The organism is Vibrio harveyi NBRC 15634 = ATCC 14126 = KCTC 12724, from assembly GCF_001591145.1.
GTDB lineage: Bacteria > Pseudomonadota > Gammaproteobacteria > Enterobacterales > Vibrionaceae > Vibrio > Vibrio harveyi.
In genome coordinates, this window is the sequence record NZ_BCUF01000018.1 from 61,500 (window position 1) to 80,858 (window position 19,359).

At 44.2% G+C, this 19,359-nt stretch carries 19 protein-coding genes; 6 read left to right on the forward strand and 13 right to left on the reverse strand.

What is annotated here, in order from left to right:
* Nucleotides 1-271: 271 nt before the first annotated feature.
* Genes VHA02S_RS11390 through VHA02S_RS11400 form a run of 3 tightly spaced genes read right to left on the reverse strand, consistent with a single transcriptional unit; the run spans nucleotide 272 to nucleotide 3,322 of the window.
* Entirely contained in the window at nucleotides 272-1,336 is a 1,065-nt protein-coding gene (locus VHA02S_RS11390; protein ID WP_038898261.1) for a DUF4056 domain-containing protein, read from the reverse strand.
* A 9-nt stretch (nucleotides 1,337-1,345) separates the two neighbouring features.
* Complete coding sequence (locus tag VHA02S_RS11395) at nucleotides 1,346-2,470, reverse strand: BamA/TamA family outer membrane protein (protein WP_009698019.1); 1,125 nt, start codon at nucleotides 2,468-2,470, stop codon at nucleotides 1,346-1,348.
* A gap of 12 nt (nucleotides 2,471-2,482) precedes the next feature.
* Nucleotides 2,483-3,322 carry a hypothetical protein gene (locus VHA02S_RS11400; RefSeq protein ID WP_005447451.1) on the reverse strand — a complete coding sequence of 280 codons (840 nt, stop codon included), beginning with the start codon at nucleotides 3,320-3,322 and terminating at the stop codon, nucleotides 2,483-2,485.
* Between the two features lie 284 nt (nucleotides 3,323-3,606).
* Here VHA02S_RS11400 and VHA02S_RS11405 point away from each other — a divergent pair, with 284 nt between their 5' ends.
* The gene (locus tag VHA02S_RS11405; RefSeq protein ID WP_029788340.1) at nucleotides 3,607-4,203 is read left to right on the forward strand and encodes a TetR/AcrR family transcriptional regulator; all 597 of its coding nucleotides are present in this window, start codon (nucleotides 3,607-3,609) and stop codon (nucleotides 4,201-4,203) included.
* Between the two features lie 49 nt (nucleotides 4,204-4,252).
* Here VHA02S_RS11405 and VHA02S_RS11410 read toward each other — a convergent pair whose 3' ends face one another.
* The gene (locus VHA02S_RS11410; RefSeq protein ID WP_009699767.1) at nucleotides 4,253-5,524 is read right to left on the reverse strand and encodes a DUF1835 domain-containing protein; all 1,272 of its coding nucleotides are present in this window, start codon (nucleotides 5,522-5,524) and stop codon (nucleotides 4,253-4,255) included.
* 326 nt (nucleotides 5,525-5,850) lie between these two features.
* Nucleotides 5,851-6,744: a LysR family transcriptional regulator gene (locus VHA02S_RS11415; protein WP_009698016.1), complete on the reverse strand. Its 894-nt coding sequence runs from the start codon at nucleotides 6,742-6,744 to the stop codon at nucleotides 5,851-5,853.
* Nucleotides 6,745-6,853: 109 nt separating this feature from the next.
* Between VHA02S_RS11415 and VHA02S_RS11420 the strand changes: the two genes are divergently transcribed.
* Both VHA02S_RS11420 and VHA02S_RS11425 read left to right on the forward strand, forming a co-directional pair.
* Nucleotides 6,854-7,162, forward strand: coding sequence for a monooxygenase (locus VHA02S_RS11420; RefSeq protein WP_038898260.1), 309 nt, complete (start codon nucleotides 6,854-6,856; stop codon nucleotides 7,160-7,162).
* Between the two features lie 4 nt (nucleotides 7,163-7,166).
* Entirely contained in the window at nucleotides 7,167-7,538 is a 372-nt protein-coding gene (locus tag VHA02S_RS11425; RefSeq protein WP_038898258.1) for a hypothetical protein, read from the forward strand.
* Between the two features lie 113 nt (nucleotides 7,539-7,651).
* Here VHA02S_RS11425 and VHA02S_RS11430 read toward each other — a convergent pair whose 3' ends face one another.
* From VHA02S_RS11430 to nfsA, 4 genes are all read right to left on the reverse strand, one after another.
* Complete coding sequence (locus tag VHA02S_RS11430) at nucleotides 7,652-9,802, reverse strand: polysaccharide biosynthesis tyrosine autokinase (protein ID WP_009698013.1); 2,151 nt, start codon at nucleotides 9,800-9,802, stop codon at nucleotides 7,652-7,654.
* A gap of 30 nt (nucleotides 9,803-9,832) precedes the next feature.
* Complete coding sequence (locus VHA02S_RS11435; RefSeq protein ID WP_005447459.1) at nucleotides 9,833-10,273, reverse strand: arsenate reductase/protein-tyrosine-phosphatase family protein; 441 nt, start codon at nucleotides 10,271-10,273, stop codon at nucleotides 9,833-9,835.
* A gap of 71 nt (nucleotides 10,274-10,344) precedes the next feature.
* The gene (locus tag VHA02S_RS11440; RefSeq protein ID WP_009698012.1) at nucleotides 10,345-11,466 is read right to left on the reverse strand and encodes a polysaccharide export protein; all 1,122 of its coding nucleotides are present in this window, start codon (nucleotides 11,464-11,466) and stop codon (nucleotides 10,345-10,347) included.
* 534 nt (nucleotides 11,467-12,000) lie between these two features.
* Nucleotides 12,001-12,723, reverse strand: a complete 723-nt coding sequence (gene nfsA / locus VHA02S_RS11445; RefSeq protein ID WP_038898257.1) for an oxygen-insensitive NADPH nitroreductase — start codon at nucleotides 12,721-12,723, stop codon at nucleotides 12,001-12,003.
* Nucleotides 12,724-12,936: 213 nt separating this feature from the next.
* Here nfsA and VHA02S_RS11450 point away from each other — a divergent pair, with 213 nt between their 5' ends.
* Nucleotides 12,937-13,578 carry a MarC family protein gene (locus tag VHA02S_RS11450; RefSeq protein WP_005447464.1) on the forward strand — a complete coding sequence of 214 codons (642 nt, stop codon included), beginning with the start codon at nucleotides 12,937-12,939 and terminating at the stop codon, nucleotides 13,576-13,578.
* A gap of 191 nt (nucleotides 13,579-13,769) precedes the next feature.
* Nucleotides 13,770-14,642 carry a patatin-like phospholipase family protein gene (locus tag VHA02S_RS11455; protein ID WP_005447466.1) on the forward strand — a complete coding sequence of 291 codons (873 nt, stop codon included), beginning with the start codon at nucleotides 13,770-13,772 and terminating at the stop codon, nucleotides 14,640-14,642.
* A 19-nt stretch (nucleotides 14,643-14,661) separates the two neighbouring features.
* Here VHA02S_RS11455 and VHA02S_RS11460 read toward each other — a convergent pair whose 3' ends face one another.
* The 3 genes from VHA02S_RS11460 to VHA02S_RS11470 all read right to left on the reverse strand — a co-directional run bounded on the left by VHA02S_RS11460 (nucleotide 14,662) and on the right by VHA02S_RS11470 (nucleotide 17,457).
* Nucleotides 14,662-15,351 carry a flavin reductase family protein gene (locus VHA02S_RS11460; RefSeq protein WP_005447467.1) on the reverse strand — a complete coding sequence of 230 codons (690 nt, stop codon included), beginning with the start codon at nucleotides 15,349-15,351 and terminating at the stop codon, nucleotides 14,662-14,664.
* A gap of 44 nt (nucleotides 15,352-15,395) precedes the next feature.
* Nucleotides 15,396-15,896, reverse strand: coding sequence for a fasciclin domain-containing protein (locus tag VHA02S_RS11465; protein ID WP_038898256.1), 501 nt, complete (start codon nucleotides 15,894-15,896; stop codon nucleotides 15,396-15,398).
* 79 nt (nucleotides 15,897-15,975) lie between these two features.
* On the reverse strand, nucleotides 15,976-17,457 hold the full coding sequence (locus tag VHA02S_RS11470) for an FAD-binding domain-containing protein (RefSeq protein WP_038898255.1): 1,482 nt from the start codon (nucleotides 17,455-17,457) through the stop codon (nucleotides 15,976-15,978).
* A gap of 109 nt (nucleotides 17,458-17,566) precedes the next feature.
* Here VHA02S_RS11470 and VHA02S_RS11475 point away from each other — a divergent pair, with 109 nt between their 5' ends.
* Complete coding sequence (locus VHA02S_RS11475) at nucleotides 17,567-17,872, forward strand: DUF6482 family protein (protein ID WP_038898254.1); 306 nt, start codon at nucleotides 17,567-17,569, stop codon at nucleotides 17,870-17,872.
* A gap of 57 nt (nucleotides 17,873-17,929) precedes the next feature.
* On the opposite strand, the gene trhO is transcribed toward VHA02S_RS11475, so the two are convergent.
* On the reverse strand, nucleotides 17,930-18,910 hold the full coding sequence (gene trhO / locus VHA02S_RS11480; RefSeq protein WP_038898253.1) for an oxygen-dependent tRNA uridine(34) hydroxylase TrhO: 981 nt from the start codon (nucleotides 18,908-18,910) through the stop codon (nucleotides 17,930-17,932).
* Nucleotides 18,911-19,359: the final 449 nt, after the last annotated feature.

The following is a 19,359-nucleotide window of genomic DNA, read 5'->3' on the forward strand; positions in this document are numbered from 1 at the left end:
GCAGATTAGCAGCGGAGTGTGAAAATACGAAAGAATAATCCTCTGAATGGTCGATAGATGTGAAGTTAGTCACTTTAAAAAATAGAATATTAACTAAATGGCAACTAAAAGGCTGGTTGAAAAGTTTGTTAATTAACAAATTTATCGAATTTACAACCGATAGAAATGAATTCTTACATTCTTGATTGGTAGAAAACTGTTTGCATACAAGTAGAGGGCAAGATGCCAAGTGCATAACTAGGCATCTTTTATTCAGTTGTTTATTGCGGTGTTATTTCAATGGAGGGCGGGTTTGGTTATCGATGGTACGAGCAAAATTTGAAATCTGTTGATAATCTGTAGGTGTCCAAATTGATTTTGAGGTCAGAGACTTAGGCAGTGCTGAGAAGGCTTTCTCATTGTCGCTTGCTCTAAACTCTACACTCATCCACTGGTCAATTGGTTGTTGATCGGCAAAGGTCGCGGATAACGAAAGCTCATGGTTTGCACCAGAGTAGTTGGGCGTTAAGTTCAGTGCCATATGGTAATCTCGGAATCGAACTACCCATTTATCAGGTAAGCGTCGCGAGCTATCCCACCAATCACCATCGAGTTGCTGGATTTTCTGTTTCGTTATCGCTTTCGATTGAGCTTTTAAATCCTTTAAAGCTTGTTTGAAAGCGCTGTCCATGGCTCTAGAAAAGCCTTTTTGATCGAGCTCGGGGTTGTCCAGTAATACTTGCTTGGCTAATTTTGCGCCGAGCATGTTGGAGTAGAGGTCTTCGGATGAAAAGGCAGATGCCAGCTCTTTAAATCCGCTAACGGACACCATACCGAACCACTGAGCTATTTCATGCCATTGAGCCAGTCGAAACGCGGTTAGCGCTGCTGCTTGAGCACTGCGATCTAGCTTCTCTTCTTCGCTAAGCTTCTCTTTTTGTTCATACCAACGAATACGACGAACACGAAGTTCTTCAGGCAAGTCCAGATGCGCTGCGCGACCGAGATAATGTTGATTTAGGGTGAATAAATAATAGGTGTAATCTGCGGTATCACGGACGTGGGCAGTATCAATAAACCCGCCTAGTTCGGTAAAGATAATGCCGTTAGCTTCTTCATTCAGACCTAGCAGGCTACCAGAGACAGACTCACTGCCATCGTTATAGTGGTGAGTACCCACTTCGTTGCTGGATAAGACATTCTCAAGAGAAAAGAATGGAACAGGCACGCTTCCTAGTTGCGCTTTGAGATCGACACCAAATGCACAGCACGGTCTTACGCCAACCGGTGCTTTCAGTTCTTGCGCGTGGACGAGTCCACTACAAAGGCTCAGTAGTAATAGTGCTGCTTTCTTCAAACCCTACTCCTAGAATGCTTCATTAATTTGGAAATAAAAACCAGTGCTGTCTTTGCCGACGCCCAAATCGACGCGCACGTTAATACGTGCCTTAAAGGCAAATCGATAACCAACCCCGACAGTAGGTAACCAGCTACTTTTAAAGAGGTCGTGATAAGTCGGTGCGATATTACCGGCACCTAGCCACCCAACCACACCATGACGACCTGCAATGGTATGGCGAATCTCTACTTGTGTAGAAAGCTGGTGTTTATCGCGATATTGCCCTTGGTAGTAGCCACGCATACGCTGGTCATCACCTAACTGGGCGTAATCAAACCAAGGAGCGTCACCGAAAATCGATTGTGAATATACCTCCATTGCGATAATCGTAGTGTCAGACCATTGTTGGTAAACACGATAGTTAGCAACGAGGTTGTCGTAGTCTTCATCACTACCGAGTGAATCTCGGTTCGCTATCCATTCAATATCGAGAAACTGTCCACGCATTGGGTTCGGTTCGAAATCACGCGTGTCGTATTCCATTCCAACTAAGACACCACTGCTGGTGGCATCGGCAACTTCTGAAGGGAGAATATCGCCATCGACACCGTCGACCTTACTGAATGACTGCCATTGCCAGCCAAGTTTGGCGTAAGTATTTGGTGCGACTTCAACGGCGATTTTTGGGCTCAACTGTAAACGTTGCCCTTCATACTGCACTTTGTTGTTCTCGTTTTCTGCGGCTTGGCTGCCAATACCCCAATAGTAACCGGGGGTATGGCTTATCCATGCCTCACCTAAAAGACGGACTTTGTCATTTTTTAAATAGGTGCGATTGTTTAACCCCAAGCCGTAAGAACCTGAGGTTGAACCATAAGAAGTAACGGTGACGGTCGAGTAAGGATCGCCTTTTTGCCAGTCATAAGGCGTGTACAACCCCACTGCGGCAACGCCAATACCAAACCCTTGTTCTGGGTTAACAAAAGGACCTGGTAATACGCCCCAGTCGATTAACTTAGATTCATCCACGGTCTCACTTGAACCAAGCTTGGTCAGGATGTCATCCATTAAGCTACTTTCGTCTTGCTGCATAGCAAAAGCAGATGACGAACTAAGCAGCGCGGTGAGCGCAAGACTATAAGAGGTTTTCATCTTCTCGTTACCCTAGAAACGACGGTCTAAAGAGAAGAAGATGCTTTGACGATCTCCAAAACCGGCTTCACCCAAAAGGTACCAATCTTCATTAATTTGGTATTGCATGCCTGCGATGGTGTTCCATTCAGATTCTAAACGCTGTTTTACTTCAAAACGCGCGCCTGATGGGATTACGCCACCTAAAGATTGTGGTAGTCCAAGATCTTTGAGTGAACCAGAGAGTTCTTGTTCGACATCTTGATACATAGCACCAACCCAAAATCGAATTGGCACGCCATTTTGATGGAAGTCGTAACCAACACGAGGAGATACAACAAGCGCATCAATTGAACCGTCAATAACGGTTAAATTGGTTTGAGTGTAACTTGCATCGACCAGTGCGAACCATTGGTCGTAGCCGCCGGCAAGTACAAAGCCAAGACCTTTGGTGTAACCGTCAAGGTCTAGACGAAAGTTCTCAATACGTTGTGGTTTCACAAACGGCAACTTAACTTTGACGTTTACATCCGTTTCTGAATAGCCGTCGAGCGTGCCGATCAAGCCATAAACGTTTAAGAAAGGAAATAGCCAGACATCAGCACGCAATGTCATTACATCGGTGGCTTGTTTACCTGGTTCTGCTTGCATATCGACTAGTTTTTCAATCCCGCCCAAGCCTTTTAAAGCGATAGAGTCGACATTGATGCCTTGTTCCATACTCATATAGCTGAGGTTTAAACCAAAAGGTTTTGGCAAATTGTAGCCAAGCGCCTCTGCTTTCTCTTTCCAAATAGGAAGAGAAATGGAATCCGCATTCGCGACTCCGGTAAACAAGCAAGATGCAGCAACAAGCAAAGAAGGTAATTTCATAAGTCACTTCATAAATCGTGGCGATCTCAATGTAAGCGGAAGATAGGTTACTTTTAGCTTATGAGATTCAATTATCGTCACGGAAAAATCACTGCTTTCTCATAAGGAAAAAGCACCAAAACGAGAGTTAAGATCCGCGGCTTTTATGTGTTTTTAGAGAGGCTTCTTAACTTCGGCGAGCGCATCTTACTCTTAAAATTTAAAAAGTAAACTTTAAAGTGTACTTTAGATTCTTGCGCGCTATACTCTGCAGCCACTTACATGAGGTTGGTGAATCTAGAACGATGAAACTTTCGGAAAAAAAACGCATTGCGCTGATTGAAGCGGCTCAACAGGAGTTTATTGAGCACGGATTTAGTGGCGCAAATATGGATAGAGTGTGTGAGCGAGCTGGGGCATCGAAGCGTACCTTATATCGCCATTTTGAAAGTAAAGATGTGTTGTTTATCGAGTCGATACAAAGCGTGCTCGAAACTCAGCGTGCACGATTGCAACTCAATTACTCACCAGAGAGCGATATCGAAACACAACTTAGAACCTATCTGCATGCCAAGTTGGACTCTATGTATGAAGACTTTGGTTTGCCGCTCGCCAAGATGGTGATCAGTGAGTTTATGCGCACACCAGAATTGGCAGAGAACTACTTACACCAACTTCAACGCCAAGATGCATTGCTGGAAAACTGGTTTAAAGAAGCCATTGCGGATAACAAGGTCAAAGCGCTTGACCCTGTCATGATGAGTTGCATGCTAATGTGCTTATTGAAAGGAAACTGTTTGTGGCCACAATTGGTTGCTAATCAAGCGGTGCCGAGTATTGAGCAGCGCAAGAAAGTCGTTGAGGATATTCTTACGCTGTTTTTAGATGGCTACCGACGTTAGTTTGCTTATTGCTTATTGCTTATTGCTTATTGCTTATTGCCTCAAATGTTTAACTCATCACGACATGACGCAGTGTTGATAGAGAGGTGTGATCCCACGTCCAATAGTCTTGTTCTCGGTTATGGAGCCCTCCGACCCAATAGTCTTGAATGAAAAAGTCTTTCCCACTCAAACAAGCTTTGCCACGAGCATTAATACTGACTTGTTGCTCCCACCAATTTTTATCAAATGAATCCACAGCAAACAGTGGTTTTTCCGCTCGTGCGAGTGGTAGTAGCAATGCATAAAACATTACGTCACCGAGGGTGGGAAGGGGCTCTCTTTGCTGACTTCTCTGAAACCAATCTTTAACGGTGATGGCTGTGCTTTGCTCGCCCAATACTTGCAACGCCAAATATTGGGTGAAGCTCAATCCTGACTCCGAGTTAGGCAGTTCTTGAAGGTGTCGTTTCATCACTGCTTTGATATTCGGTAAGCAATCTAATTCATGTTGTTCTAGCAAGTTAAGGAGCGGCTGTGGTGTTTGAGCCCGCAACGCTTGCCAGCAGCGTTTGGCTTGACTGAAAAGCTTCGCTGTAACCGGCTTTCGGTGTTGCCAACATGAGCGAATAGCTTCGGCAGGGAGTTGCCCAAAGCCAATAAACCGTTCTGTTCCTGGAAACTGGTTGAATTCGATGATCTCTATCACTTTACCTACCCTGTTCTCTAACAAGGAAAGTCCTCGAAGTAGCATGAATTGATCATAGGCATCGTGTTCAACCCAAAAAACAATACGTTCATATTGATGGTTAAGTAGAGTATGGATATTGTTTTGCTCAAACTGCGCTACATTTTGAACCGAATCTTTGCGACCCATCACGGGTAGCAATGTGCCTACGACGTATTGTGCTCGAATGGCGACAAAGCCTTTTTTATCATTGGGAATAGGACCGATGCACAGTGGATCAATCATAGGTAAGAAATCACCTTCAAACCCGCAAGTCTTTAATAGTTGCTGAATATCGTGCCCACAGCGGACATGGAGTGTTTTTAAATCTGCATCAAGCGGGTTTGCTTGGTGGTCAATAGCGTGCTTGTGCCTTTCTAATTCCTCTATATGTGCTTTTAACTTGCTCCAACTGGGTAAGCCAAGCTCTCTAGCTAGAGCGTGTTGAACGTCTGACAGCTGGATAGAGTCAGGAGTAAGCGTTTCTGGTTGAGAGTGAAACTGTTTAACCTGTTTGAGTGCAATGGTGTCTTTTTGGCGGATCGCCTTTAAGCGTTTTTTTGCTACAGACTTTTGCTGGTTAAGGTTAATGGAGAAGCTATTGTAAGATTGCATTTTTCACCTTTCTTATCTCTTCCACACTCGCTTTATTAGAAGTTAAAAAGAAGGTAAAAACAGATTGTTCCTGCTAACAAAAGCAGGGTGGTTGAGGTGCCGTGAACCGAGTTCTTTCCGCGAGTGTTGGGTGCTTTAGGCTTGAGCTGCTTCAATGGTATGTAATCGAAACAGGTATCGCAACTTTGAATAATATAAAGAAGCAAAACTGCACTTAACTTCACATAAAACAGTTCTAGAACTTAAGCGAGGAGTAAGTTGGAGAAGAGAAAGCATCCATGATGAAGGCTTAAGAATTGCGCCGGTTGAGCTTGTTTTGTGTCGCTCTATCCAACTCGCACTTTGGCACTATCAAGTAGTGTTTTATAGAGGGCAAGGGCGGCGGGTCCACTTTTCGCCCCTTTCGGCAAGGTAAGATGTAGAGCGACTTGATATTGGTTCGAATGTTCAAGATCTATCTCTTTGATGTGGTCGTTTTGACGGTACTCAACGAGATGTTTTGGGAGGCGGCAGAAGCCGACACCTTGCTCAACCGCTCTAAATGCGTGGTCAAAATTATCTACCGTGATTCTTTGACGCGCGCGTAACCAGCCTACGTCTCGCTTCTCTTTGTTTGATTCCCCTAAGTCTCGAACCACAATTTGGCTGGTGGTTGCAAAGTCCGCCAATGAAATATGTTCCTTTTTTGCTAGTGGATGTCGAGCTGCGATCACAGGGACCATAGTGGTAGTGCCGAACGCTTCAGCAGGGTAGTTGGTGATCGGAAGGTTGATGATGGCAATATCCGCAAGTTCATTGATCACCATGTCTGTTGTTTTACTCAGAGAGGTCTCTACAACTTGAACGGAAGTCGTGTTGTTATGTGTGAGAAATTCACTAAGTGGAGTATAGAGCCAACTTGGGTCGCACAAGTGATCGATCGCTACCGTTATCTGTGATTCTACACCGCTATTTAGCTGCTCACTGATCATTTCAAGTTCACGAGCCTGCTCAAGCATTGATTGTGCACGGCGCAACATCGTCTGACCGTGTTCGGTTAATCCGGCCTTACGACCTTTTACTTCTATCAGCTTGATACCTAATTGGTCTTCGAGCTTTTTCACCGAATAGATAAGCGTGGTATGGCTTTTATTGAGCATCACTGCGGCTGACTGAATGCTCCCCGCCTGTTCAATTGCTTGTAGTGTTTGCCATTGCTCTAAGGTTGTTTTGAGTCTCATTAGTCAGTTTTTTCCACAGTTAATGGCAAAATTATGAACTTTTTTGTCAGTTTTATAAAGGTAATAATCTTCCCATCAAAAGCGAGTCAATAAGAAGAGGAGACTCAAGATGGCGAAACTATTGCAAGTTGATTTTGAATTTCATGGTCCGTTTGGAGAAGAGATGTCGAATGCTCTGATCGATTTAGCTAAATCAATTAACCAAGAACCGGGTATGATTTGGAAAATTTGGACGGAAAGCGAGACAGATAAACTTGGTGGTGGCATCTATCTTTTTGAAGATGAAGCCACGGCGCAAGCTTATCTCGAAATGCACACTGCTCGTCTGAAACAGATGGGGGTTGAACAAGTAAGAGGGCAGATATTTGATATCAACGCGCCACTAAGTACCATCAATCAAGGTCCAATCGGAGAGTAATATTATGACTAACCGCACCTTTCTAACCGTTCATGGCACGATTTATACGGTATTTGCTTTTGCGTTATTTTTTGTTCCGACCATGATGTGGCCGATGTATGGTGTACAAATCAATGACCAGTACGCACTGTTTTTGTCCCAGCATACGTCAATCTTTTTAGGTGGGATTGCTGCGGTAAGTTTGATGTTGCGTGATGTTGAATCTGGCAATACGGTGAAACAACTGTTTAAAGCTTTGTTGGTCACGAATGTCTTGGGCGTAGCGATCACTACTTATGCTGGCATCACGGGGGTTTTTGTTGGCTTTGGTTGGAGTGATCCCGCCTTCTTCTTGCTATTGAGTGTGCTCACTTTTCTTCAATTGAAGAAGCAATAATAGAAGCTATCTTAATTAGATCATTATTAAAAAGCCCCGCGATAATTGCGGGGCTTTGTGTTTCTATTTATGGTTTTCCCCAAGTATGCTTAAGTCACTTGGGTGTAGCGACATTACTCACTCTTATAGGCGTAGTTGTAATAACCGTAGCCGTATGAACTCGCCGCTTTCTTCTCAATTGCGTTAAGAATGACGCCTTTGACTTCTACACCTGATTGCTCAAATCGACTGCGAGCGACTTCAAGCTCTTTCGATGTCGTTTGGTCAAAGCGAGCTACCATCAGAGTGGTTCCTGCAATCGCACCAACGATACTAGGGTCAGTCACTGCCAATACTGGTGGTGTATCGATGATCACTAGGTCATACTCTTGTGATGCTTTTTCTACAAACTCAACAAATCGTGGGTGCATCAAAAGCTCAGAAGGGTTTGGTGGTACTTGACCACGAGTAATTACATCTAAGTTCTCAACTTTAGTCGGCTTGATCACCATATCTTGACTAATCTTACCGCTTAAGAAATCAGAAAGACCGTTATCAGCCGTCAGACCAAAACATTGTTGCAAGTAACCTTTACGCATGTCCGCATCGACCAACAACACTTTTTGACCTGTCTTCGCTGCTACTGCCGCAAAGTTTGTCGATACAAATGTCTTACCAATTGAAGGCGCTGGACCAGAGATCATCAGTACGTTGTTTTTCGCTTCCATCATCGCAAAATGAAGGCTAGTGCGAAGTCCACGTAGTGCTTCAATCGAAAGATCCGCAGGGTTTTCTTCTGCCAATAGAAGCAGGTCTTTGTTGCTCTTGCGCTTAAGTTTGCTCGCAACTTCTAATTGTTGTACCGACTTAGGAACACTTGCGTAAACAGAAATACCCGTTTGTTCAATCTCGTCTGGAGAAGTGACGCCGCGGTGGAAAGCGGTTTTAACCAGAACAAAAGCAACGGCAACCATACCGCCTAATAGTGTTGCTAGAACAACGATAAGAGGCTTCTTAGGCTTCACTGGAATAGCGTAAGACTGTGCACTATCGATAATGCGTACGTTACCAACGGTACCAGCTTTAATAATGTTCAACTCTTGAACTTTGTTTAGAAGCTGAATGTAGATCTGTTGGTTAACTTCAACGTCACGTGTCATACGTAGGACTTCACGCTGCGTTTTTGGCAGCTTCTGAACTTGTCGGTTCAAACGAGCTTTTTCTTGCAGTAACGTCTGACGTTTATCCAATAGTGATTTATATGCTGGATGATCCTGCGTGAACTTTTGGCTGATTTCACTTTCTTTGAATGTCAGTTCGTTCAGCTGCGCTTCAAGAGCGACCATCACTTTGAGTGTTGATTGTGCTTCAAGGTTTAAGTCGATCGATTCGTTTTCTTGTCTAAAACGATTCAGTACGTCTTCAGACCCTGTCAGTTTCTCTTTGATTTCCGGTAGGTGATCTTTTAGAAAGTTTAGGCTCTGTTCCGCTTCCGCTGAGTTCCTTCTTACATTCTGTAGGAAGTAGTTTTGCACAACGTCATTCAAAATTTGCTGGTTACGTTCAGGGTATTCGCCTTCAATACTCAGTGACACAATACCTGTTTTCGCGCCACGTTCTGAAATAGACAGTTGTGAAGCCAATCGGTTGATCGCGTCAAGCTTGCTAATTTTTCCGATTGAAAAACTGTCTTCGTTTTGCGCAACCAGTTCACGTACTTTGATGCGGTAGCCATTCATTTCAATCGTTTGACCAACAACGCCAGAAAGCACAATTTGATCTTCAATCATCAGATCAAAACTGCCTTTCTCTGCATCTGTTACCACAAGCTGATGCTTGTAACCTTGCGCGGTACGTGGCATCTCGAAAGTTGAAACTGAGATGTAATCTTGAGTGCCATTGATGCGAGCAAGACCTTTACCGATAAAAGGAAGATAGTCCGGAGTGGCAATCGTCGTTAGGTTAAATTTATCGACCGTATCACCAAGGATCATACGTGATTTGATGATCTCAATCTCAGTCGTTGCTGACGATTCTGCAGCAAAAAGCTCGCCCATATCGCCGACCATCGCCGAAATACCACCAGAGCTTTTCTGTTCGATCTGAATCAGAGCATCAGCTTTGTAGATAGGTGTCGATAGCAATGCCACGGCAATACCGATTGTTGCAAAGAGAAGCGTAATGCCAATGATGAACCATTTCGCATCTATCAATATGCCAAACAGTTTACCGAGATCGATTTCATCATCGGTTGGTGCAGATGAACTTATAGTTTGGTTAGCCATTGTTTTTTTATTTCGCCAAGTAATCTGAAGTTATAGTTTTTTTGCCCAAGCCTGAGCGGATTGCTCAATCAGAGAAAACGCATGATCAAATGCTTCTCTGCTTTGTCTGTATGGATCTGGAATGTCGACAGAATTCATCCAATGCCCAAACAGCATGGTCTTGCCTCTTGCTTCTGGAACGATCTCAGTTAATGCATCGATATGACCTTGTTCCATTACCAAGATAAGATCTTGTTTCGCACAAAGCTGCGCAGTAAGTTGTTGCGCTTGGTGATTCTCAAGAGAAAACCCTTTTTCCGAGGCAATGAGCGTTGCTGTCTCATCCGCTGGTTTCCCAGTCAGTCGACTTTTCTCAACGGCAATACCGGCTGAAGAAATGGTTTTATTCGGAAGAAGTTGTTGAAGCACTCGTTCCCCAGTCGGAGAGCGACAAATGTTACCTACGCATACGACAAGAATGTTTGAAAACATGGTTTGTTCCTTATCAATAACTATTGGAAAGGGCTTACCTCTTCACATAAGCCCTTTCAAGAACGTCTGAACTACGGCCAGTTTCTAACGCGTAGAACACCTTCTGTAAGCTCATTGAAGCCTGAAATCGTCGGTACTAACTGTGCAATAACGCGGTTCCAACGACTGACTGGTGCAGCAGTAACATACACAATGTCGTAAGGTTCCAAATCAAATTCAGTACCAATCACTAACGCCGCTGCGTCAGAGACATCAAGTTGGTAAATGTCGCCTAATGCTTGATTGTCTTGAGATTTTCTGATGACAAAAACGCCAGTTGCATCCGCAGAAAGTTGGTTGATACCACCAACATTGCTTAGAGCCTCGGTCAAGCTCATGCCTGCGCGATCCATTTTCAGTAGCTTAGGATCGTTAACTTCACCCATAACAAACACTTTTTGAGTGTCATTTCTTGGCACATGTACGATGTCGCCAGGTTGAAGTAATCGGTTTTCAGTAAGGTCACCTTCTTGCATTAGCGCATAGAGAGAAATGTTTTCGACTTTGCCTTGGCGTGTCAGTGTGACGTTACGCCAATCCGCATCTTCTGCTAGACCGCCAGCGCGGTTAACTGCATCAAGAAGCGTAAGTGGGATATTGGTGATAGGTTGTTGCCCTGGCTTGTTAACTTCGCCAGTGATGTAAGATTTCTTGGAACGAAATGCCGCAACACTCACATCCACTTGTGGACTCTCAATGTACTTCGCCAACTTGTTAGCAATAATGGTACGAATTTGGCGAACATTTTTACCCGCAACCTCAACAATACCTATGTATGGATAGAAGATGGTGCCATCAGCATGCACCCAGTTACCCGCTTCTTCAGAGCTACGGTAAGAGCCTGCTGGAATGGTAAGTTCAGGGTGATCCCAAATAGTGATATTCAGAATATCGCCAGGACCGACTTCATACTCGTAAGCCGCGAGTTGATGGTCAAGTGTTGGGTTCGCTTTGGTCTCTACATCTGAGCTTTTTAGCTGCGAGACTTTATCAAGAGTCAGTGGAAAGACGTTAAAATCTGCCGCCGTATTGGCGCTGTTGTCTTCAACGATGTGCTTTCCACTCGTGGATAAGTGACTGCCCGGTACTGTACATCCAGCGAGAAGTACAGAGGAAAGGAGTAAACTGCCTAGCTTTGTATAGTTGAAATTCATGCTTTTTCATTCATCTGACGTAAAGAGCGAGTTGCTAAGAACAACATTGTTTTTTGCCTAAACAACAACACGTCACAATTTTATTGGGCAGTATTATTTATTTTAATTTATAAAATACTCAATAAGAAACGGGTTGCATCTGGCGAGCGCACTCTAAAGAATTTTTTGAGGAGGGGCAATAGACGATAAATTGATAAAAAGCCAGCTATATATTGCTGAATTTTATATTTCTGTGCGTTGAGTAGCGTGGATTTGACAAAAGTGTTTATTAATTAGCTCTAATTTTCCGTATCAGCTCACGAAATTTGTAATTTAACAGTTTTTCAATTAGTTATTGATGCGACCATTTTTCTAAAAAAATTTATATGCTTTGTTTTAAAATGTGATGTGTGTCGTATTTTTTATTCTACGTCAATAGCGCTTTGTTATGGTTTTGCCAGAAAGTAGGCAGCGTATGGTCAAAATATGATGTGGGTTCAACAAAGTGATGGTTTGATGAACGATTTCATACAACAAACCATCATTTCAATGATATTAGCGTTTTGCTAGCCCCTTACTGTTCAAGTACGGCAGAATATGAGGTCGCGACTCACCAGCAAGCTTCCCAGTGACTTCTTGCGACCATGAACTCAGTTTTTGATTGCTTGTACGGCTCGCATAATACGCTTGCATAGTTTGATCGTAGCTCTGAATATCATCTAAATTTAGCTCTTGGTATTGATTTTCATGAACAACCACATGTGCAGGTAGGCGTGGCTTTACTTCGGGATTTTGATCGGGATGCCCTAAGCACATACCAAACAACACCGCGCTATTTTCCGGTAAGCCCAATAGCTTATCAACTTGAGCGGCGCTATTCCTTAGTCCTCCAATATATACGCCACCTAATCCCATGGACTCGGCTGCAAGCAAGCAGTTTTGTGCCATGATTCCAGAATCTACTGCTCCAATCAGAGTTAGTTCTGTAAAGTCTGCCTGTACATCAGGATTGATGGTTGCATGGCGCTGATAATCAATACAAAACACTAAGAACTCAGCCGCACTTTCAATATAAGCTTGGTTACCAGCAAATTGAGCCAATTGCTTACGCTTTTCAGAGTCAGTCACTCGAACTATTGAGACGACTTGAAGCATACTAGAAGAAGACGCAGCTAAACCTGCTTGAATGATGGTTTGTCTTTGTTCATCAGTAATAGGAACTGCGGTGAATTTTCGGATAGAGCGATGAGCAAGAATGGTTTCAATCGTATTGTTCATGATGTTCTGGCTTCCTGAAGAGTGGTTCTATTTGGCTGAATCTTCACCATAACGGCATTTATTGGGAGCGTAAACAGAGATGCACTACAAAGTGTGCCACAGGACAAAACTTGACGAAGTGCAACCGAGCAAATTGAACATAAAGTGACGTTATTTATAAACTTGGGTATATACTGATTTTTAATAATCAATAGCTTACCAAATGTGGAGAACATGAAAGAGCTAATACTTCATACGGTCACAGTGTTTATGGGCTTTTTTGCCATCATGAACCCTATCGCTAACATTCCTATCTTTTTAAGCCTAACAGCGGATGATGATAAACAAACGGTCCGCTCAATTGCATTTCGTTCGGTCTTTATCGCTTTTGTTATTGTTGCTGTGTTTGCTGTTGCGGGTAAGGTGATTTTCGACTTGTTCGGCATTACGTTATACGCGCTGCGTATTACCGGCGGCATCTTAGTCTTTTTAATTGGCTTTCACATGCTGCAAGGTGAATCAACGCACAAGAAGACCAAAGAGAAAGCCTATTCACCAGAGCAAGAACAGGCGGCTTTAAGTATTGCAGTTTCCCCACTGGCAATGCCGATTTTAGCTGGTCCGGGCACTCTCGCGACAGCAATGAACTTTGCAACAGCGGGTGGAATAACGGAAACCATTATTACTATCGCATCCTTTGCTGTGCTCTGTGCTATTACTTACGTTTTGTTTCTCTTTGGCGACAAGTTAGTGAAAGCTGTTGGTCCAAGTGCGTTAAATGTGATCACCAAAATGATGGGGCTGATCCTCGCCGTGATTGGCACACAAATGTTCATTGATGGCGCTGCAGAGGCGTATAAAACCGTTTTTGCTTAATTTCTTTAGCATCTGAATACTTTACTTTGAATCCACATTGACTAGGCAGTTGATGTGGATTTTTTGATCCTAAGTTTCCACTTAAAAAGCAAGAAACACATAGACTTCGCCTATCTCAATAATAAGAATAACCAATTGTTGCTGTAGCACGAATTTCAGTAACCTTTTCAGAGCAATTATTGGGGGGAAACATGGCAACAAAAGCAATCGTAGTCGAAGGTGGTGCAATGCGTGGTGTCTTTGCTAGCGGCGTATTGGATGCATTCTTAGAACAAGACTACAAACCATTTGATTTTGCGATTGGCGTATCGGCAGGGGCTTCAAATTTGATCGGTTATTTGACCGATTACCCGCACCGTAGCATCAACGTCATTACTAAATTAGCAACCAGCAAACGCTTTTTCGATCCTACTCGTTTTTTAAAAGGCGGTGATTTGATCGATGTGAAATGGTTGTTTGAAGAATCAAATCGTTTGTACCCAGTCGATGAAGCGAAACTGTTTGAAGGCATTCCTTTCTTAGCAGCGACAACGAACGTAAATACGGGTAAAGCGGATTATTACCGTGTAAATCGTCATAACTTCCATAATGCGATGGAAGCGACGACGGCACTGCCTATTGCGTACAAGCATACTCCTTGCTTCTCTGGTGGTTGTTATACCGATGGTGGTGTGGCGGATTCCATTCCGGTTCGAGAAGCACATCGTCGCGGCGCTCGTGATATTACGGTTATCCTTTCTCATCCTTTGGCTTATGAGAAAAAGCCGGTAAAAACGCCTTGGTTAATGAAGAAGTTGTTCGCTGAGCATCCACAGATGGCAGAGGCAATGTTGCGCCGTTCAGAGAACTACAACGAATCGTTAGATTTCATTCGTAATCCTCCAAAAGACACGCACATTCGCGTTATTGCACCGCCGGATGAATTCAGTGTACAACGTCTATCAATGCGCCAGTCGGTATTGCTAGAAGGTTACGAAATGGGATTGGAAGCAGGGCGCGCCCACCTTACCAATCGGGCCGGTGAACACGGCTTAGACAGAGAAAACTGCCACTTCTGTATTTAGCTTTTGATGTCTAAAGCGGTTAGTCCATATCAACTTCAAGTGCTCCCCAAGATGAAGGTTCTCCCTCCCTCGTCAGAGGGAATAGGCGAGCGTCTGGTTTGGCATAACTTAACCTATGCAGACGTTGCGTGACGTGGTAGCTGTCGAGCCCGGAAATGGTCACTAAGTCGAGTAGCTCTAGATCTAGGTAGCCATCGGGCATGATGGCTCTTTCAGGTGCGTGTACCATCAACACTTCACCAATCAGCATCTCTGTCTGATTGCTTTCAATCTTGATGTGTTCTCTCAACACCAACCCCATTTTGAGATTGCTCTCTAGGACAAATGGCGCAGGAAACGCATCATCATAGTAAGGAGTAAGTCCTACCGCTTCAAACTCTGATATCTGTTTTGGATAGCGGGCGGAGGTTTGATGTGCTTTTTGGACGAAATCGACGCCGACGGCATTAATGGTGAAGTGCTTGGTATCGAGGATGTTTTCTAATGTATGACGACGGCTTTTGCGTGGACGAACAATAAAACCAAACAGTGGCGGATGTGAGCCTAAGTGGATCACAGAGCTTACGATAGCCAGGTTCTCTTGTCCTTGCCTGTCTCTTGTTCCGATGAGGTTCGCGCTTTTGTATCCCGCAAGGGAGTTGACCAATCGAGTTCTTTGGCGCTGCTCCATCGTTTGTATATCATGCTTTGAGAGTTTGATGTTTTCCATGTCCTAAAAAGGGGCGAGAAACCTCGTCCTTCCATGTTGTGTCACTATTTCGGCATGATGACGGTGTCGATCACGTGTATCACACCATTCTTAGCTTTGACGTCGGTGGCAATTACGGTAGCGTTATTGATCATCACTTTATCGCCCATGGTTTTGATCATCACGTCTTGCCCTTGGACTGTCGTCGCTTTGTCCATTTTCACTACGTCTGCGGCCATCACTTTTCCCGGAACCACATGGTAAGTGAGAATCGCAACCAGCTTATCTTTGTTCTCAGGCATGAGTAGCATTTCGACTGTTCCATCTGGAAGCTTAGCAAAAGCTTCATCTGTGGGTGCAAATACAGTGAATGGACCTTTACCTTTTAGCGTATCCACTAAGCCTGCGGCTTTGACTGCTGCGACCAACGTATTGAACGAGCCATTTGCTGCGGCCACATCAACGATGTCTTCTTTCATCATTCCATGTTCATGTGCTTTCGCTGGCAGTAAAAAAGTTAGGGTGGCGAACAAAACCGTGGTCGTAACCAAGATGCGTTTCAACATAATGCATTCCTTTTGTTGTTTGGGTACCGCTCTCTCCCTGATAAAGTCCCTGTTTGTACGCACGCCCTTTTCTTGGCGATCAACTGGCTTTCTTTTTATTCGAAGGACGGACGTGCTGAGCTAAAATGCGTGTACCTTCCATTTTTACGTCGGCACGTTTTCGCCAAGCCCACAATCGCTCTCTGGCAGCTTTCGCACTCGCTTCTACATCGACTATTGGGGCGAGGTATTTTGAGTCCGGTTCTAACTGGTACATCACGACTTCCATTGCGGTCATTTTCCAAGGCTCAAACAACAGTGGGGTGGGTACCTTAGCGAGCTCCGGAATCCATTTATGAATGAATTCACCATCGGCATCGTGTTCTTGTGCTTGTTTCGTCGGATTGTAGATACGAATGGTATTGGTGCCAGTCACTCCAGCCTGCATTTGAAATTGTGGATAATGGATACCCGGCTCAAAGTCGAGAAATAGCTGCGCTAGGTGAGTTACGCCATCGCGCCAATCCATGTTCATGTGATGCGTTAAAAAGCTTACTAGCATCGCGCGCATTCGAAAGTTGATGTATCCCGTGTGATGAAGGCAGCGCATACAGGCATCGACGAGAGGTATGCCAGTGGTTCCCTCCTTCCAAGCATCTAGTCGGATTGGGTCGATGTTGCTCGCTTGGCGAAGCAAAGGGTCATAGGCTTGGTTCACACAGCGAAATTCCATCTCACATTCAGATTCAAATTTCTGCATAAAATGACAATGCCAATGAAGCCTTGAAGACAACGCAATTAGGCTGCGACGAAACCCAGTCACTTGCCAATGTTGCAAGAGGTATTGATACACTTCTCGAAGCGAAATATTACCCCATGCAAGATAGGGAGAGAGGCGAGTACAGGCTGTTCGAGATGCCGTCGGGTTGGAAATACTGCGGTAATAATCTCGTCCTCGGCGTTGAAAAAAGTCTTCCAATGTTTGCCAAGCGAGTGAGCTCCCGCCAGTTTGCATGCCTTTTACTTTTTCTAACCAAGAAGTGGGAGGAGTAAAGGTGAAACCTAGCGCGTCGATATCGAGGGTGATAAGAGAATCGCTTTCAAGCTCAACCTCTTCTATCGGAGCTCGCATAACGGTATCCCAGTGTTTGTCCCAGCCGAATCGGTCTTTTGCGCCTCGCACAACTGCACCATGTTCAAACTCATGCCATGGAATGCCTTGTGCTTGAAGCCATGCTGATACTTGTTTATCTCGCTCAAACGTACAATTCAATCCAATTTCTTGATGAGAGAAAACGGCATTGATGTTGAATTGTTTTTGAATTGCACTCAAACAATCCCGAGCATTGCCAAACATTACTGAGATCTTTTGATCATGTTGGGCAAGCTGTACGTCCATATCTTGGAGTGACTGCCAAACAAAGCGCCAATGACGTTCGGAGTAATGTGGGTCATCTAGCAGCATGGGCTCAAAAATATAGAGCAGCACTGTTGGATTCTCAGAAGATAGAGCATGCTGCAGAGGAAGGTGGTCGGTCAGGCGTAAGTCGCGTTTTAGCCATACTAAGTTGATTGTTTGCATCGGAGCCCTCACTGGTTTTCCGACTTCTACGCATGAGAGAGGCAAATTTCTCACTCGGTGATCGATTTTATTACGGTTGACGTAGAGGCACGGAGCAAGGAGGTGCTTTATGTCTATGCCACTCAGTAAACTGGAAAAATTCTTCTATATCGACAAGCTTGTCATCCACTCTCTCGATCTCGCTTTGTATCAAGTCTCGGTTCTAGTCGACGGAGAGGAACACTTTGTTACTGACGATAAAGGGAAGTTTTTAAGGGCGCATTCGATATTGGAGTTGCAAAAGCAATGTCGTAACTTGAAAGCGAACAAACAGGTACTTCGCCAGCAAAGTGCCTACGATGAAATGATTGGCCAGCCAAGTAGGAGTGGTACTAACGAGCTGGAAGTGTTGCTGAAAGACAACGACCTCTATTGAAATTAGATTGAAAGGGGAGAAAGTGCGAGCTAGGTTTGTTAGCTCGCACCTTACTAATTACGCTTGTTTACGTTGTGCGTCTTTCTTTGCCAGTTTTTCTGCACGTCGTTGCTGACGTTGTTTGGCACTCTCACCACCGACGTGCTGCTCGCCACGAACCGCAGCTAACGACACTTGCTTTTCACGTTCGCGGAAGCGTGCTACCTGTTCTTCGCTGTGTTTACCAAAACATTTTGGGCAGCTGACACCTTGCTCAAACTGCTCTGATTGTTTGTCTTCTTCTGTGATTGGCAATCGGCAAGCGTTACACAAGTCGTAGTCAGCTTTTTCTAGCTGGTGGTTCACCGCAACGCGACCGTCGAATACGTAACAATCGCCTTCCCACAAGCTTTCTTCTTCTGGTACTTCTTCAAGGTATTTCAGAATACCGCCTTCTAGGTGGTACACCTCATCAAAGCCCTGTTCTTTCATGTAAGCGGTCGACTTCTCACAGCGAATACCACCCGTACAGAACATCGCGACTTTTTTGTGTTTCTCTGGGTCCATGTTTTGTTTTACATAGTCAGGAAATTCGCGGAACGTGTCAGTATTTGGGTTAACTGCACCTTTAAATGTTCCGATCTCGATTTCATAGTCATTACGAGTATCAACCACAAATACTTCTGGATCAGCAATCAGCTCGTTCCAATCTCGCGGCTTCACGTAGGTGCCAACGACATGGCGAGGATCGATGCCTTCAACGCCCAATGTCACGATCTCTTTCTTTAGCTTTACTTTGGTGCGGTTAAACGGCTGAGTATCTGAGTACGACTCTTTGTAAACAATACCAGTAAGGCGAGGCTCGGCATTTAGCCATGCAAGCAGTGTATCAATACCTTCGCGTTTCGCTGCAATCGTACCGTTAATACCTTCACTCGCCAGTAGCAACGTTCCATGTACACCGTGGGCTTCCATTAGTGCAAGCAATGGCTCGCGTAACTCTTGGTAGTTTTCCAGTTCCACAAATTTATACAGGGCGCAGACAACATACTGACTCATGATTATTCCTTACTTTAAAAGGTTGATGGTTCGACGACTCGATACCTAACAATTTTAGCGGCTCGGAGTATACCTGAGTAATTTAGTCGGAAATACGGACAAACTATGCGGATATTTTTAGTCATGTTTCCCCGGCGTTTTTTTCAACAAATTTCAGCGCGTAGCATTGGAAGTTAAAGGGTGTGAAAGTTTGAACCAGATCACATTTGTTATTCTTTTCTAGAAATGAACTAAGTTAATGAAAATTAAAGCTTTGTGGAAAACTTCATCACTTTATCACGTTTGCGGTGCTTGCCTCTGATTGCTGTTCCTATCGAGCTTGGTGTCAGTGTCAATATGTTTCCTTACCCTCTCCATGGTCAGTTCTAACTTTTAAAAAACTTTCTTGTAATGATAACCATTATCATCTAGATCTATTGCGTACATATGGTGCTCAATATTTAAACTAC

What these genes read in the sequence shown, in the direction of transcription:
- VHA02S_RS11395 (WP_009698019.1), bottom strand. Translation starts at nt 2,470, where the DNA reads ATGAAAACCTCTTATAGTCTTGCGCTCACCGCGCTGCTTAGTTCGTCA.
- VHA02S_RS11400 (WP_005447451.1), bottom strand. Translation starts at nt 3,322, where the DNA reads ATGAAATTACCTTCTTTGCTTGTTGCTGCATCTTGCTTGTTTACCGGA.
- VHA02S_RS11405 (WP_029788340.1), top strand. Translation starts at nt 3,607, where the DNA reads ATGAAACTTTCGGAAAAAAAACGCATTGCGCTGATTGAAGCGGCTCAA.
- VHA02S_RS11410 (WP_009699767.1), bottom strand. Translation starts at nt 5,524, where the DNA reads ATGCAATCTTACAATAGCTTCTCCATTAACCTTAACCAGCAAAAGTCT.
- VHA02S_RS11415 (WP_009698016.1), bottom strand. Translation starts at nt 6,744, where the DNA reads ATGAGACTCAAAACAACCTTAGAGCAATGGCAAACACTACAAGCAATT.
- VHA02S_RS11420 (WP_038898260.1), top strand. Translation starts at nt 6,854, where the DNA reads ATGGCGAAACTATTGCAAGTTGATTTTGAATTTCATGGTCCGTTTGGA.
- VHA02S_RS11425 (WP_038898258.1), top strand. Translation starts at nt 7,167, where the DNA reads ATGACTAACCGCACCTTTCTAACCGTTCATGGCACGATTTATACGGTA.
- VHA02S_RS11430 (WP_009698013.1), bottom strand. Translation starts at nt 9,802, where the DNA reads ATGGCTAACCAAACTATAAGTTCATCTGCACCAACCGATGATGAAATC.
- VHA02S_RS11435 (WP_005447459.1), bottom strand. Translation starts at nt 10,273, where the DNA reads ATGTTTTCAAACATTCTTGTCGTATGCGTAGGTAACATTTGTCGCTCT.
- VHA02S_RS11440 (WP_009698012.1), bottom strand. Translation starts at nt 11,466, where the DNA reads ATGAATTTCAACTATACAAAGCTAGGCAGTTTACTCCTTTCCTCTGTA.
- nfsA (WP_038898257.1), bottom strand. Translation starts at nt 12,723, where the DNA reads ATGAACAATACGATTGAAACCATTCTTGCTCATCGCTCTATCCGAAAA.
- VHA02S_RS11450 (WP_005447464.1), top strand. Translation starts at nt 12,937, where the DNA reads ATGAAAGAGCTAATACTTCATACGGTCACAGTGTTTATGGGCTTTTTT.
- VHA02S_RS11455 (WP_005447466.1), top strand. Translation starts at nt 13,770, where the DNA reads ATGGCAACAAAAGCAATCGTAGTCGAAGGTGGTGCAATGCGTGGTGTC.
- VHA02S_RS11460 (WP_005447467.1), bottom strand. Translation starts at nt 15,351, where the DNA reads ATGGAAAACATCAAACTCTCAAAGCATGATATACAAACGATGGAGCAG.
- VHA02S_RS11465 (WP_038898256.1), bottom strand. Translation starts at nt 15,896, where the DNA reads ATGTTGAAACGCATCTTGGTTACGACCACGGTTTTGTTCGCCACCCTA.
- VHA02S_RS11470 (WP_038898255.1), bottom strand. Translation starts at nt 17,457, where the DNA reads ATGCAAACAATCAACTTAGTATGGCTAAAACGCGACTTACGCCTGACC.
- VHA02S_RS11475 (WP_038898254.1), top strand. Translation starts at nt 17,567, where the DNA reads ATGTCTATGCCACTCAGTAAACTGGAAAAATTCTTCTATATCGACAAG.
- trhO (WP_038898253.1), bottom strand. Translation starts at nt 18,910, where the DNA reads ATGAGTCAGTATGTTGTCTGCGCCCTGTATAAATTTGTGGAACTGGAA.